Here is a 13,619-nt window from a genome sequence, read left to right as displayed (position 1 = left end):
CAGCGACCATTCCAAGCCCAGGAATAATCGCTGATTTTACGTTAATGCTCACAAACTGACCGCCTTTTGCCCCACTCTTTTGGATAATTACTCGACTTTAGCTTCACTGGCTAACCGCAACAGTTCTTCAGCGTGTTCCACTGATAGTTTAGTGACCTTTGTTCCGGCTAACATCCGGGCCAATTCTTGGACCCGACGGTGGTCGGTCAACTTAGTCACACTCGTCTTAGTTCGGTTACCCGTGATTTTTTTGGCAATAAAGTAATGGTGGTCACTCATCGCCGCCACTTGCGGTAAGTGCGTAATACATAGCACTTGCGAGAACCGGGCAATGCCACTGATTTTTTCAGCAATGGCTTGTGCCACCCGGCCACTGACCCCCGTATCAACTTCATCAAAGATAATACTTGTAATCCCCTGTGATTCGGAAAAAATCGTCTTTAACGCCAGCATCATCCGGGAAAGTTCTCCCCCAGACGCAATCTTTGCCAGCGGCCGCATCTTTTCACCGGGGTTCGTTTGAATATAAAATTCAACACTATCCAAGCCACTCCGAAAAATCTGTCCGTTCGTCGGTTTAAAACGAACTTCAAAGACGGCTTTATCCATATACAGGTCTTTTAATTCCTGATGAATTTGCCGTTGAAGGGACTTGGCCGCCGTCCGTCTGCGATCGGACAACGCCTCCCCGGTCTTGAGCAACGCTTGCTTTTGCTCAGTAACCCGCTGAGACAAGCCTTCACTGTTCTCTTCAGAATCAGTCATCTTGGCCAGTTCCGCGGCAATTTTTTGATAGTAGTCCAAAATTTGTTGCTCAGAATCACCGTATTTGCGCTTCAGCTGACTGAGAACGTCTAACCGTTGCTCAATTTCATCTAAACGCCCCTCGTCGAACTCTTGCAGATCCAATTGGTTTGAAATTTGACCAGACGCATCCTGGAGTCCATAAAACGCATTCTTAACGTTCATGGCAATTTCATTAAACGCGGGGTCCAAATTCGCAATCGGTTCCAACGCGTTCATGGCCGTTCCGACCATGTCAACCGCACCCTGCGTCTCCTCACCGGCTGCAAGGAGGGTATAGCTTTGCTGCAGAGCCTGGTTAATGGTCTGATAATTATCTAACCGATCCCGTTCGGCTGTTAACTCAGCTTCTTCACCGACTTTAACTTGGGCCGCCGCAATCTCGTCCACCTGAAAATTCAGCATATCTAAGCGCTGCGCCCATTCTTTTTCGTTGGCGTTTTTTTGGCGGAGTTCCTGATTTAACTGCTGGTAGTCGTGGTATTGTTCGGTATATTGCCGTTTGAGCTTACGAATCTTAGCCGTCGCAAATTCATCTAGTAACCCCAGGTGCTTTTCCGGTTGCATCAATTCTTGGTGTTCATTTTGGCCATGAATATCGACGATGGTCTCGCCAATCCGTTTCAACGTCGTCGTGTTGACCAACATCCCGTTAATTCGGCAAGTGTTGCGCCCACTTTTGGCAATTTCCCGTTGTAAGATGACCGTGTTATCCGTATGGTCAATTCCGGCTTCGTCCAACATCTTAGCGGTAACGCCATCGGCCGGTAAAATAAACATCCCTTGTAGCACCGCTTTATCGGCGCCGGTCCGAATGAATTCCTGGGACCCGCGACCGCCGGCTAACAGACCGACCGCATCAATGATGATCGATTTACCAGCCCCGGTTTCCCCGGTCAGTACGGTCATACCATTTTCAAATGCAATGTCTAAATGTTCGATGATAGCAAAATTTGTAATTGATAATTCTTGTAACACACCGATACCCTCCTGAAACTCAATTAAACGTTTTTCCTACTGGTTCAATCTACGTCGTCGTCTAAAAAAAGCGACCTGACACGAACGTGAACAGGTCGATCAATAACTAAACTTAGTTATCGCTTAAGAGACGTTGAATTTTCTGTTGTAAATCGAGGGTCAATGCCAAGGATTTACAAATAATCAGCACGGTCGCGTCATCACCAATCGTACCGAATACTTCGTCATAGTGCATCGTTTCAATTAAAGTCGCTAACGCCGGACCGTTACCGGGTAACACCTTAATCAAGACGAACTTATCCTGCGTCGCATAGGAAACGTACGCATCCTTCAGCGTCCGCTTGAGCTTTTTTTCTGTGTCCATTTGCTTTTGGACCGGCATACTATAATGGTAGCCACCCGTCGCCGAGGGAACCTTGACCAGTTGCATATCTTTAATGTCTCTTGAGATGGTTGCTTGGGTCACCTCAATATTTTCGGCACGTAGTAAACTGACAAAGTCTTCTTGTCGTTCAATTTCGTTTGAACTTAATAATCGTTTAATGTAGCGCTGGCGCTCTTGCTTTTTCACCCGATCACCCCCGGCGTCTTATTCACATCTATTTAAACACATCATAAGCCATTTTGCATAAATATGAAAGACTGGATTTTAAATTCACTACTTATTCAATTGGTCGTATGCGGATTGTTGCGTCTGTTCAACGGAGACGGTTGGTGCCACTGTCGCTGTTTGGTCAGTTGCTTGCAGGTGAATTAAGAACTCGATGTTCCCTTCGCCACCTTTGATTGGTGAATAATCTAACCCTAAAACGTTATAACCGGCAGCCACCGCAAAATCGACAATGTCGGTCAAAACGGCCGTATGGACCGCGTGATCACGAACGATGCCGTGCTTACCCACGTTTTCACGGCCCGCTTCAAATTGTGGCTTGATGAGTGCCACGACCTCACCACCATTTTCAATGATTTCATGAAGTGGTGGCAGAATCAGGTGTAGTGAAATAAACGACACGTCAATGGAAGCAAAACTTGGTTGGCCTTCCTTGAAATCTGCTAACTTACTGTAGCGGAAATTCGTGTGTTCCATCACGACGACCCGTGGATCTTGACGCAACTTCCAGACTAATTGGTTGCTACCAACGTCCAGTGCGTAGCTCATTTTGGCGCCACTTTGGAGCATCACGTCAGTAAAGCCCCCGGTCGAAGAACCGATATCTAAAACTGTCCGGTCCGTGACGTCGATGTCAAAACTCTTTAAGGCCTTTTCGAGCTTAAGTCCCCCACGCGAAACGTAGGGCATTGGTTTGCCCTTCAAGTGTAATTCAGTTGTCACTGGGATCTTCATTCCAGGTTTATCTAGGCGTTCTTCATTCACACCTAAGATTTCACCGGCCATGACTGCGCGCTTCGCTTTTTCTCGGGTATCAAATAAACCCTGTTGTACTAATAATACGTCAATTCGTTCTTTTTCCATCTAAATAATTCCTCTAATTTGTGAAGTACGTCAAAAATGAAGCTAACAGGTCAAAGTCGCGTTGACTGAGATCAGCCGCCTTTTGTAACGCCGTCTGGGCCGTTTTAACCGCCGTATTCAGGGCATCGTTAGCACCCGCTAAGCCGAGCAATTCCGGATAAGTATTCTTCTGTTCACCGGCATCTTTATGCGTCGCCTTACCCAACTGTGCTGGGGTACTCGTCACATCTAAGATATCGTCATAAATCTGAAAAGCTAATCCGAACGCATCGGCAAACTTTAATAACTCGCTAGCAACGGGAGCTGGGACTGGTGATTGTAAAATGCCCGCTTGAACAGCGTAGTGGATCAACGCCCCGGTCTTTTCCCGGTGCAACTGTTGTAACGCGGGTAAGTCTAACTGATGGCCCGTATTCTGAACATCGGCGACTTGTCCCGCAACCATCCCACGCGGTCCCGTCGCTTGCGCTAAGGCCAACGTTTGTTGCGCAATCACGTCCGGTGCTAACCCACTGTCGGCAATCCATTGAAAACTAAGTGGTTGCAACGCATCACCCGCTAAAATGGCGATGTCTTCACCAAACTTAACGTGACTCGTTGGTTCACCACGGCGTAGTGCATCGTTGTCCATGGCAGGAAGGTCGTCGTGAATCAACGAATAAGTATGCATTAATTCAACAGCAACGCTTGACCGCAAATGGGCAGCCGTAATTGCTTGCTCAAAAGTCGTTAAGACGGCTAAGGTCAAGAGTGGCCGTAACCGTTTCCCCCCAGCTAGTACTGAGTAGCGCATCGCAGCGGTCAAAGTCTCGCGGTCACTGCCCTCCCGTAGATTTTCATCCAAGTAGGTATTGATCCGTGGGACCCAGGTTGCTTCAAAATCAGCTAACCGCTGCTTAGTCATTTTGATCATCCGGCTTTGCTTGTTCAAATGGGACTTCATTACCATTTTCATCCATCATCTTAGTCAGCGTTTTTTCAGCGCCTTCCAATGTCGTTTGCAGCTGTTTGCTCAAAGCAACGCCCTTTTGGAATTGATCTAACGCTTGTTCCAACGGCACGTCGCCTTGTTCCAATTGGTTAACGATGGTTTCTAATTGATTTAAATTTTGTTCAAAGGTTGGTTGTTCAGCCATTATCGATTTCCTCCGTACTCGTAATTTGTGCTTGAGCGGTGCCGTCCGCAAAATGAACGGCAACGGCTTGTTGCGGCTTTAACTGCTTGACCGTGTGCACGACTTGTTCATCAGCCGTCACAAACGCGTATCCCCGCCCCATGATCTTCAATGGGCTCAATAAGTCCAATGATTGTACCGTTTGGGTTAGCTGTTGACGCTTACCCTGCATCACGAGTTGGGTACTGCGTTGAAGCCGCTGTGTCAGGTTCGTCAGTTGCGTCTGCGCCTGATTGACTTGGTGAATTGGCGTCCGTTGCACCAAACGTTGGGCTAAACGCTGATACTGTTGCTCAGCTTGGTTAACGTTGGCTTGTCCGGCCTGTTTGAGCCGTTCATTCAAGAAGTCTAATTTTTGCAAGTAGCCCTCATATAACCGGTTAGGCTGCGTAAAGACGTACGACGTACTGAGCTTGTTCAAGCGTTGACGGTCACGCTGGACAAGATTTTGAAACGAGTTTAATACCCGCGTTTGGTCCTGCTTCAGTTGCAACAGCACGTCATTATAAACCGGTACCGCTAATTCAGCGGCCGCAGTCGGCGTCGCAGCCCGCACGTCAGCGACTAGGTCAGCAATCGTTGTATCGGTTTCATGTCCAACCGATGAAATAACGGGGAGCTGGCTGGCCGCAATCGCCCGCGCGACCACTTCCTCATTGAATGGCCAAAGGTCTTCGATCGAACCACCCCCACGGCCAATAATCAACGTATCAAAGTTATTGGCGGCGTTCGCCCGTTCAATTTGCCGCGCAATTTCAGGTGCCGCAGCGTCCCCTTGCACTTGTGCTGGAAATAGGGCAATTTGTGCAATCGGGAAACGGCGGCGGGCCGTCGTGATAATATCACGAATAACGGCCCCACTACGGCTCGTCACGACGGCGATTCGTTTTGGAAAACGCGGAAGCGGCTTTTTGGGCGCATTAAATAAGCCCTCAGCCGCTAACTTCTTTTTTAATTGTTCGTAGGCTTGGTATAACGCGCCTACGCCGTCCGGTTCCATCCGTTCAACGTAAATTTGGTAGCTCCCACTCGGTTCGTATAACCCAATGCGACCAACGACCAATACTTTCATCCCCTCTTCGGGACGAAATTTAACCTTAGCAAAGGCTGATTTAAACATAATCGCCGAAATCTTTGCGTGGTCATCCTTCAAGCTAAAGTATTGGTGCGTATTTGGTCGGGGCCGGTAGTTAGAAATTTCACCGGTCAGAAACACCTTGCCCAAATAGGGATCAAGTTCAAATTTACGTTTTAAATACTGTGTTAATGCGGAAACTGTCAAATATTGTTGACTGTCACTCACTTACGATCACTCCATTTTGCGAGTTCAACCGTGGTTTGCATTAAGGTTGCAATCGTCATTGGACCAACCCCACCAGGTACTGGTGTGATCAATCCGGCAACGCCTTGCGCTGAATCAAAGTCCACGTCACCCGTTAACTTGCCATTTTCATCACGGTCCATACCAACGTCAATAACCGTTGCGCCGGGCTTGATGTCCTCACCACTGATCAGATGGGTAATTCCCGTCGCCACGACTAAAATGTCCGCCGTCTTAGCGACGTCTTTCAAATGTCGCGTCCGACTATGGGCCACCGTGACCGTGGCATTCGCATTGGTCAGCAACGCCGCCATGGGCTTACCAACGATGGTGCTCCGACCAATCACGACCGCCGTTTTACCAGCAGGATTTACATCATAGGCCTTGAGCATCGTCATAATGCCGCGGGGCGTGTTGGCAACTGGATAGTGACCGGGAAAATTAGTGACAAGTTTGCCGACATTGGCCGGGTGAAAACCATCCACGTCTTTTTGCGGGTCAATCGCCATCGTGATCAATGGTTCGTTAATTTGTTTGGGTAGTGGTGACTGGACTAAGATACCGTGAATCTGATCATCGGCGTTGTAATCAGCAATGATGGCTAATAATTCTTCTTGCGTCGTCGTTGCTGGCAATTGACGAACAATCGAATGCATTCCTAATTTGGTTGCCTTGCGGTTCTTATTACGCACATAAATTTGACTAGCAGGGTCTTCCCCCACGATAATAACTGCAATTCCAGGCTGAACGCCTTGGGCAACGAGTTCTGCAACTTGCTTTGCAGTTGCTTCGTTGACTTGCTTGGCGACTGCCTTACCATCAATAATCTTTGTCACGCGTGCCACGCTCCCTCTCTTTGTCTGGTTTTATTTTAGCATAATCCCCAGCAAAAAAAGTAGTCAGTAGAATGATAAGTTATTAAAAAAAGTCTGGCAAAACGCCAGACTTTTAGGGTTGAACATATAATTGTTCGGTTTTAGACTAAATAGATTCGTTTTTAACGGTCTTACCCAGCACACCGCTAACGAACTTCCGTGAACGATCATCGCTGAAAGCCTTGGTTAATTCGATTGCTTCGTTGACGGCCACCTTTGCAGGAACGGCATCAACGTACTTCAATTCGAAGAATGCAATACGTAGAACAATTAAATCGGTTTTTGCCAACCGGTCTAACGACCACGTGCTACTTAGGTATGACTGAATCTGGGCGTCCAATTCCGCTTGATGTTCACGAACACCAGTTACTAGCGTACTCAGGTAAGCTGGGATTTCAATTTCATCCGCTTCGTCCGGGTTTAATAACTGTTGGAATAGCTGATTTTCATCAGCGTCCGGGTTAGCATTCAAGGCAAATAAAGCTTGAAAGGCTTTTTCCCGAATTTCATGACGCGTTAAACTCAAGATTCTTCACCATCTTCATTTTGATCAGCTTCGGGGTCTTCATCGCCAAAAAGATTGTTCGGATCAATGGCACTCTCCGTCTTTTCGGTAACGATCCCGGTAATGTGCACGTTAACTTCGCTCAACGCCAAATCGGTCATGAACAAAATCTGTTGTTTGACCTTATCTTGAATGGCCAATGCCACTTTTGGTACGGACACGCCGTAGTTCAAGTACGCATAGACATCCACACTGATTTGGTCGTCAACGATCGTCAACTTAACACCCTTACCAAGACTCTTCTTACGACCGAACAACTCATTTACACTGGAAGAAATCGTTCCTTGCATCCGGTTAACGCCATCAATTTGGCTTACCGCGATCCCAACGATTATTTCAAGCACTTCTGGTGCAATTTGAATTTGTCCTAAGCTGGGTTCTTCACTTTGTAACGTAATATTGCTACTGTCAGCCATGTCGACATTCCTCCAATTCCATGTTTGCCGGTTCTAAGCTATTGAATTAAGCCCGTGAAACGTAGGTGCTGTCAACCGTGTTAACGATCAACTTGTCGCCAGCTTTAACGAAGAATGGCACTTGAATAATCGCACCAGTTTCCAAGGTAGCTGGTTTTGAACCACCTGAAGCAGTATCACCCTTGATGCCGGGTTCCGTTTCAGAAACTTCCAAGGTAACCGTGTTTGGTAAATCAATACCTAACACTTCGTTGTTATACATCGTAACTTGAACTTCCATGTTTTCCTTCAAGAATTTCAATTCAGTTTGAATGTGGTCCCCAGGAATTTCAATTTGTTCGTAAGTTTCGGTGTTCATAAAAACGTAGCTACCGCCATCTTCGTAAAGGTACTGCATCGTACTCTTATCGATTGGGGCTTGTTCCATCCGCGCACCGGCACGGAAAGTCTTATCTTGAACGGCACCAGTCCGTAAGTTCTTAAGCTTTGAACGAACAAACGCGCCACCCTTACCTGGCTTAACGTGCTGGAATTCCACGATGCGCCAAATTGCGTTGTCTACTTCAATGGTTAAACCATTTTTAAAATCTGCAGTCGAAATCATATTTTAAGTCCTCCTAGAAGATATCTTTATTACTATAACAAGACAGAGCCGTCATGACAACTGTCTTAACTATAAAATAAGCAATTCACGGGTCGCTTTAGTCAAGCGTTCGTGACCCGTTGGTGTTACTAACACGTCGTCTTCGATCCGCATACCACCTAACCCTGGGAAATAGACCCCAGGTTCAACGGTGACCACGCTGTTAGCAACTAATTGATTATTTGTATTTTTGGAGATTAACGGATCTTCATGAATGGCTAGCCCGATTCCGTGACCCATGCCGTGGTTAAAGGCTTCCCCATAACCAGCTTGCGTCAGAAAATCACGGCCAACCGCATCTAGTTCCGCACTATTCGCGCCGGGACGCACCTGCGAGACGACCATGTCTTGGGCCGTTTTGACAGCTGCATAAGCCACCTTTAGCTTAGCATCCGGTTCTCCTAATGCAAAATTCCGGGTCATATCGGAAGTGTACTCATCCAAGAAATAGCCGAAATCCAACGTGACCATTTGACCAGCTTCAAGTAACGCTGTTGACGCCGTGCCGTGTGGGAGCGCTGCGCGGGCACCACCAACGACGATTGTTGTAAACGACGCGTTGCTGGCACCGTGGCTGCGCATAAAGGCATCTAGCAAGTTGCTGACATCAATTTCCCGCATGCCCGGACGGACGATACTCGTCACGTATTCAAAGCCCGCATCGGCTAGTCGTGCAGACGCACGCAACTTAGCAATTTCACTCGCGTCCTTCGTTACACGTAACGTATCGACGACAGCGGGCAATGCGACTAAGTCACTGACAAGGTTCTCATCCAGATAACTGTAAGCCGCGTACGGCAAGTCATCTTCAAAGCCCATGACGTCGGTGTGCATTTGCGCAATTAACGTGCAAACGGCCCCAAGATAGTCCCGGGTGATGACTAAGTGTTCCGCATCATACTGTCCGGCAAACGCCGTCTGATAACGCGCGTCCGTAATGAGGTACGCATCGTCCGCTAATACGAGCAAGTAACCATCACCGGCCATGTCAGCCATGCCCGTTAAATAGTGCAGGTTGGCTTCACTGGAAACTAAGAACGCATCAATTTTGAGCTGTTCAAAGGTTTGTTGTAATCGTTCAATTCGACTTGACACTGAATCACTCCCATCCATACTACAGGCTCCATTATACCAAAGTTTATCAAAACTGATGAATTGAGGTTATAAATAGGGCTAAACTACGGAATGTGACCCGAACCACTCTCGAAAAAAAAGAGCCCCCGCAGAGGCTCTTCAAAAAATTATTCTGCTGGGTAAACAGAGACTTGGCGCTTGTCGCGACCTTTACGTTCAAAACGAACGACACCGTCTGCCATTGCAAATAACGTATCGTCACCACCGCGACCAACGTTTACACCTGGGTAAATATGAGTTCCGCGTTGACGATATAGAATGTTACCATTCTTAACCGTTTGGCCATCAGCACGCTTGGCACCTAAACGCCGACCAGCTGAATCACGACCGTTGGCAGTTGAACCGCCACCTTTATGGTGACTGAAGAATTGCAAGTTCATTAACATAGTAAAGTCCACCTCCGAATGTGGTTATCGTGTTTGTTCGCGAACATGGATGTAATCACCATAATTCGCTTCAACATCGTTTAATCCGAGTGTGAAGCTCGCAAGTAACGTTTGTAATTGTCGATTGCCTAAGTCTAGCTTAGTAAAATCCGCAATTAAAAGGCCCCCGTTAGTTTCATCACTCTGAACCGTGGGTTTGAGGTGCGCAACTTGTTCGATCCCATTGATCGTACTAATTGCTAACACCGAAACCGCCGCACAGACGATGTCTTGTCCATAAGCACCTGAATCAGCATGTCCCGTTAATTTAAAAGCGGTCACCTGACCGTTGTGATTACGAGAAATGGTTGCCTGAATCATGAAGAATGCCTACTTTCTTAATTATGCATTAATTGTGTCGATCGTTACCTTAGTGTATGGTTGGCGATGACCCTTCTTAGTATGTTGGCCTTTTTTAGCCTTGTACTTGAAAGTAACCACTTTACGGTCACGGCCTTGTTTTTCAACAGTACCTTCAACCGTCGCACCATCAACAGTAGGAGTACCAATCTTGGTTGTGTCGCCGCCGACAAAGACTACTTGATCAAAAGTAACCTTGTCACCAGCTGCAGCATCAAGTTTTTCAACATAGATTGCTTGACCTGCTTCAACTTTATATTGTTTACCACCAGTTACAATAATTGCGTACACGTTTGTGCACCTCCTTAAATTATGAATCACTTAGACTCGCCAAGTTAAGCGCCAGTAAGCCGGACTTAATACTCAACTCGTGCGGTTGTAGCTGTAGAAGTCCACAAATACAACAGGAAAATGTTATCAAATTTCTTTGCAATAGTCAAGTAAGAGTTTCATTGGACAAAGAAATCTGTAAAACTAATGCTGCGTGCCGTCATCAAATGATGCATCTTTTTAATGCACTTAGTTAAGTAACGCGGCGTGTAAATCATGTCATTGGCGAGCCAATCCGTAATCAGGCCAACGGTAGCGGAAACGTAGTACGCGATTTGAATACTGACCGGCACTTCTAGGTCGGTGAACTGGTCTTCAAAATCGTGATAGAAGTTTTCCATCCACTTCGTTAGTTGCTGATTAATCCGGCGGTTAACGGCCAATTGGCGTTGCTCCAGCAGCAGCGTCTTAAACGCATCGGCATGCTGGTCAATGTAGCCTAATGCCCGTGATAAGGACAGAACTTGGACGCGGCGTAAGGGGTCCACCGGGTTAGTAATAATGTCCCCGATGCCCACTGTAACGACGGCCTGGTCAAATAATTCCGTGACAAGGTCTTCCAACGCTTGATCAACAAAATCAGGTTTATCTTTATAATGAAGATAAAAGGTTCCGCGGGTGACCGCAGCGGTACTCGTTAATTTTTGGACGGAAATATTTTCAACGGTTTCAGTTTGTAATAATGTAATTAATGCTTGGCGTAAACGCCGGCGCGTCTTATCGACACGGGGGTCAACATCGTGACTCATGATAACTTCCCTACTTTCTAACTAAAAGTAATATAGCATCATTTCCCAAAAGTGTCTAACAATCCGCGTGTGGCGGACAATTTGACTGCGAACGTCTATAACCAGTGATTAATCGTTCGGTTTGGTTAATCATTTGGGGCTTAATGGATCTAAATTAGCTTTCCTGTAAAGGATAATACCTTGACAACTTTCGGTTGGATTGGGTATAATGAAAATGCAATTTTTTCAGGGAAAGGCACCTTTTCCGTAAAATTCGGTTGCAATTTACGCTATACTTGTTTTAATATAGTCGTTATTGGACTAATCAAAGGAGGGACATACTCTTATGACTGTTGTTGCAAAACCATATAACACTTGGGCTTCACGTCGGCCAGTTGCTGACAAGCAAAAGCGCATTCGTCGCGAAAAGCAAACTGCAGCGATCCAACGTTGGGCCGCTGGTAAGACTGAAACCATCGAACACACTCCAAAAATCAAGTAATTAAAAAAGAACTGATCAATTGTTGATCAGTTCTTTTTTAATAGTTTGATTGTATAAGCACATGTGTGCATTGATAAGAATCTCCCGTAGGCCTAACGGTTATTACGGGACGCAGTGAAATGTTTGCTTGCCGCGTTCTCTTTTGTGACAAAATTAGAGTAGTACTGAACGCCACCCGCGATGGCTAAAATTAAGATAATTGCTAATACTGGACCCATAAGTGATTCTCCTTCCCTGTTACGTTTATATTATCGTTTTGTTACAAACATATTTCAAGAAAAAAGTTTGAGTTTAAGCATTTTTACCTTCTTCTTTAAACTTTCTTAAACAATAACAGCACGTTAATCATATGAGTGTCCATTTTATCTATCCCTATAACTTTCTGGAGGTTCCAAAATGTCCCGGCCACTAATTTATCGTGTCACCCCCTACCGTACGATTTTGATCTTATTAATTGCCGCCGGTTTTACGTGGTTTGCGGTTGATTCACTCACCGACTCGTGGGGTGCGCCGCTGCTCAGCACGGCGTTTCATAGTTTTCGATACGGTGACGTCTCCGTTCTGGAAAATGACATTATTGGATGGCTGAGCATCTGCCTCTTCGGGTTCGGTGGCTTATTTGCGGCTTATCAGATGTTAGTTCGATTCTTTCAGGGCCATTGCCAAGTTTTAAACGTGAACGCGGAAGGCATCGCAACTCCGATGATCACCCGTAATTTTAGGCGCATCCCGTGGCGCAATATCAAGCGCCTTAGTAATAATGAAGATATTTTAATCATTGAGCTGGTCGCACCACGGGAAAATTGGGTGCCAAAAGGACGGAAGCTGGATCGAGCCGTTTCACAAAAAGGCAACCGGCTGTATATTGATCTTTATATGTACGTCGCGTTGACCGGTGGTGATACGGATAAATTAAAAAAGGACTTGCGGGAGTTGAGCCAGCGCTACTTAGACGCTAAATAAGATTGACACCACCCCCGTTCTTATCTATAATAAATCTTGTTGTTGTCATGTTAGCTCAACTGGATAGAGCATCCGCCTTCTAAGCGGAGGGTTGTGAGTTCAAGTCTCACACGTGACATATATGGGTGTATTAGTCACCGTTCAGAAATTAAGGAATCCCGCTAAATCAACGTTTAGCGAGGTTCCCTGTTTTTAGTTTTCGATAGAAATAGACGGGTTGGTGAAAAAAATGTGCACATCATTTTTTAGGGGTAATTTTGACTATACTTTTATAGAAGAAATTCCATTCATTTCTTTATATACAATTACATGAATAAATACAAAATCACCTAATATCCAACTATTAATGAAATTACCCATTGATTATGCGAACGTTTGTTCGTATAATTGCTTTGAGGTGATAACATGGAAATTCAAATTGGAAATTTTTGTAATGATTTAAAAATTGAACAACTCAACCCTCTCTGCCTAAAAACGTGGTTTGACATTGACGGTCATATAATAGATGTTTTTATTGAAGCCGATGCAATCGACTTTTTAACTGATTTACGGAATGGTAAAAATAAATTCACATTCATTGGGTACTATGATGGTCCACAACGATTCATTTCAGTAGACACCAGCATTGCCCATCCCATTAGTATGCACGACTACTTGAAACAGTTCCATGATCAAAACACCGTAACACAAATAAGAAACGAGATCGTACATGCAATTGCCGATTCATATTAATTGAAAATTTCACACAGAAAGGATGAAATACCATTAAGTTGTCGTAATTATTAAGTGTTAGGGGCGTCGCTTCCCTTAACCCATTGTTAGCACAGATAACCCCGGATTGGGTCGTCCGTCAACCAAGTTAGTCTCACACCAATTTTTTTATTGGTGTGAGGCTCTTTTATTATGCCTTTAGGCCGAGTTGAGCA

The 13,619-nt window shown here is 45.7% G+C and carries 19 protein-coding genes, 1 tRNA gene and 1 other annotated feature; of the genes, 4 read left to right on the top strand and 16 right to left on the bottom strand.

From position 1 onward, the window contains the following. Nucleotides 1-87: 87 nt before the first annotated feature. The 15 genes from recN to AAA939_RS06650 form a co-directional block, all read right to left on the bottom strand. Complete coding sequence (gene recN / locus AAA939_RS06720; protein ID WP_338210941.1) at nucleotides 88-1,782, bottom strand: DNA repair protein RecN; 1,695 nt, start codon at nucleotides 1,780-1,782, stop codon at nucleotides 88-90. Nucleotides 1,783-1,894: 112 nt separating this feature from the next. Continuing rightward, nucleotides 1,895-2,353 carry an arginine repressor gene (locus AAA939_RS06715; RefSeq protein WP_057707021.1) on the bottom strand — a complete coding sequence of 153 codons (459 nt, stop codon included), beginning with the start codon at nucleotides 2,351-2,353 and terminating at the stop codon, nucleotides 1,895-1,897. Between the two features lie 87 nt (nucleotides 2,354-2,440). Next, complete coding sequence (locus AAA939_RS06710; RefSeq protein ID WP_338210943.1) at nucleotides 2,441-3,256, bottom strand: TlyA family RNA methyltransferase; 816 nt, start codon at nucleotides 3,254-3,256, stop codon at nucleotides 2,441-2,443. A 13-nt stretch (nucleotides 3,257-3,269) separates the two neighbouring features. Then, entirely contained in the window at nucleotides 3,270-4,160 is an 891-nt protein-coding gene (locus AAA939_RS06705) for a polyprenyl synthetase family protein (protein ID WP_338210987.1), read from the bottom strand. Continuing rightward, nucleotides 4,153-4,392 carry an exodeoxyribonuclease VII small subunit gene (locus tag AAA939_RS06700; protein WP_338210945.1) on the bottom strand — a complete coding sequence of 80 codons (240 nt, stop codon included), beginning with the start codon at nucleotides 4,390-4,392 and terminating at the stop codon, nucleotides 4,153-4,155. The genes AAA939_RS06705 and AAA939_RS06700 overlap by 8 nt, the downstream gene beginning before the upstream one ends. Then, entirely contained in the window at nucleotides 4,385-5,734 is a 1,350-nt protein-coding gene (xseA, locus tag AAA939_RS06695) for an exodeoxyribonuclease VII large subunit (protein ID WP_338230648.1), read from the bottom strand. The genes AAA939_RS06700 and xseA overlap by 8 nt, the downstream gene beginning before the upstream one ends. Then, on the bottom strand, nucleotides 5,731-6,588 hold the full coding sequence (locus AAA939_RS06690; RefSeq protein WP_338210950.1) for a bifunctional 5,10-methylenetetrahydrofolate dehydrogenase/5,10-methenyltetrahydrofolate cyclohydrolase: 858 nt from the start codon (nucleotides 6,586-6,588) through the stop codon (nucleotides 5,731-5,733). Before AAA939_RS06690 ends, xseA begins: the two co-directional genes overlap by 4 nt. A 145-nt stretch (nucleotides 6,589-6,733) precedes the next feature. Further along, entirely contained in the window at nucleotides 6,734-7,153 is a 420-nt protein-coding gene (gene nusB, locus AAA939_RS06685; protein WP_338210952.1) for a transcription antitermination factor NusB, read from the bottom strand. Beyond that, entirely contained in the window at nucleotides 7,150-7,608 is a 459-nt protein-coding gene (locus tag AAA939_RS06680; protein WP_057707014.1) for an Asp23/Gls24 family envelope stress response protein, read from the bottom strand. The genes nusB and AAA939_RS06680 overlap by 4 nt, the downstream gene beginning before the upstream one ends. A gap of 46 nt (nucleotides 7,609-7,654) precedes the next feature. After that, on the bottom strand, nucleotides 7,655-8,212 hold the full coding sequence (gene efp, locus AAA939_RS06675) for an elongation factor P (protein ID WP_338210955.1): 558 nt from the start codon (nucleotides 8,210-8,212) through the stop codon (nucleotides 7,655-7,657). Nucleotides 8,213-8,281: 69 nt separating this feature from the next. After that, on the bottom strand, nucleotides 8,282-9,364 hold the full coding sequence (locus AAA939_RS06670; RefSeq protein ID WP_338230646.1) for a M24 family metallopeptidase: 1,083 nt from the start codon (nucleotides 9,362-9,364) through the stop codon (nucleotides 8,282-8,284). A gap of 128 nt (nucleotides 9,365-9,492) precedes the next feature. Beyond that, nucleotides 9,493-9,771, bottom strand: coding sequence for a 50S ribosomal protein L27 (gene rpmA / locus AAA939_RS06665; RefSeq protein WP_057707011.1), 279 nt, complete (start codon nucleotides 9,769-9,771; stop codon nucleotides 9,493-9,495). A gap of 24 nt (nucleotides 9,772-9,795) precedes the next feature. Then, complete coding sequence (locus tag AAA939_RS06660) at nucleotides 9,796-10,131, bottom strand: ribosomal-processing cysteine protease Prp (protein WP_338210959.1); 336 nt, start codon at nucleotides 10,129-10,131, stop codon at nucleotides 9,796-9,798. Nucleotides 10,132-10,152: 21 nt separating this feature from the next. Further along, complete coding sequence (gene rplU / locus AAA939_RS06655; protein ID WP_057707009.1) at nucleotides 10,153-10,461, bottom strand: 50S ribosomal protein L21; 309 nt, start codon at nucleotides 10,459-10,461, stop codon at nucleotides 10,153-10,155. Nucleotides 10,462-10,483: 22 nt separating this feature from the next. Then, nucleotides 10,484-10,558, bottom strand: a sequence feature (ribosomal protein L21 leader region). Nucleotides 10,559-10,619: 61 nt separating this feature from the next. Beyond that, on the bottom strand, nucleotides 10,620-11,249 hold the full coding sequence (locus AAA939_RS06650; protein WP_338210963.1) for a TetR/AcrR family transcriptional regulator: 630 nt from the start codon (nucleotides 11,247-11,249) through the stop codon (nucleotides 10,620-10,622). Nucleotides 11,250-11,574: 325 nt separating this feature from the next. Between AAA939_RS06650 and AAA939_RS06645 the strand changes: the two genes are divergently transcribed. Continuing rightward, nucleotides 11,575-11,730, top strand: a complete 156-nt coding sequence (locus AAA939_RS06645) for a hypothetical protein (RefSeq protein WP_157061125.1) — start codon at nucleotides 11,575-11,577, stop codon at nucleotides 11,728-11,730. A gap of 92 nt (nucleotides 11,731-11,822) precedes the next feature. Here AAA939_RS06645 and AAA939_RS06640 read toward each other — a convergent pair whose 3' ends face one another. After that, complete coding sequence (locus tag AAA939_RS06640; protein ID WP_272946843.1) at nucleotides 11,823-11,948, bottom strand: hypothetical protein; 126 nt, start codon at nucleotides 11,946-11,948, stop codon at nucleotides 11,823-11,825. A gap of 178 nt (nucleotides 11,949-12,126) precedes the next feature. Here AAA939_RS06640 and AAA939_RS06635 point away from each other — a divergent pair, with 178 nt between their 5' ends. The 3 genes from AAA939_RS06635 to AAA939_RS06625 all read left to right on the top strand — a co-directional run bounded on the left by AAA939_RS06635 (nucleotide 12,127) and on the right by AAA939_RS06625 (nucleotide 13,425). Next, the gene (locus tag AAA939_RS06635) at nucleotides 12,127-12,693 is read left to right on the top strand and encodes a hypothetical protein (RefSeq protein ID WP_338210966.1); all 567 of its coding nucleotides are present in this window, start codon (nucleotides 12,127-12,129) and stop codon (nucleotides 12,691-12,693) included. A 44-nt stretch (nucleotides 12,694-12,737) separates the two neighbouring features. Beyond that, nucleotides 12,738-12,811 (top strand) — tRNA-Arg (locus AAA939_RS06630). Between the two features lie 287 nt (nucleotides 12,812-13,098). After that, complete coding sequence (locus tag AAA939_RS06625) at nucleotides 13,099-13,425, top strand: hypothetical protein (protein WP_338230643.1); 327 nt, start codon at nucleotides 13,099-13,101, stop codon at nucleotides 13,423-13,425. The last annotated feature ends 194 nt before the right edge of the window (nucleotides 13,426-13,619 follow it).

Source organism: Lactiplantibacillus paraxiangfangensis (assembly GCF_036246185.1).
GTDB classification, from domain to species: domain Bacteria; phylum Bacillota; class Bacilli; order Lactobacillales; family Lactobacillaceae; genus Lactiplantibacillus; species Lactiplantibacillus paraxiangfangensis.
This window is presented reverse-complemented; position numbering and strand designations above follow the sequence as displayed.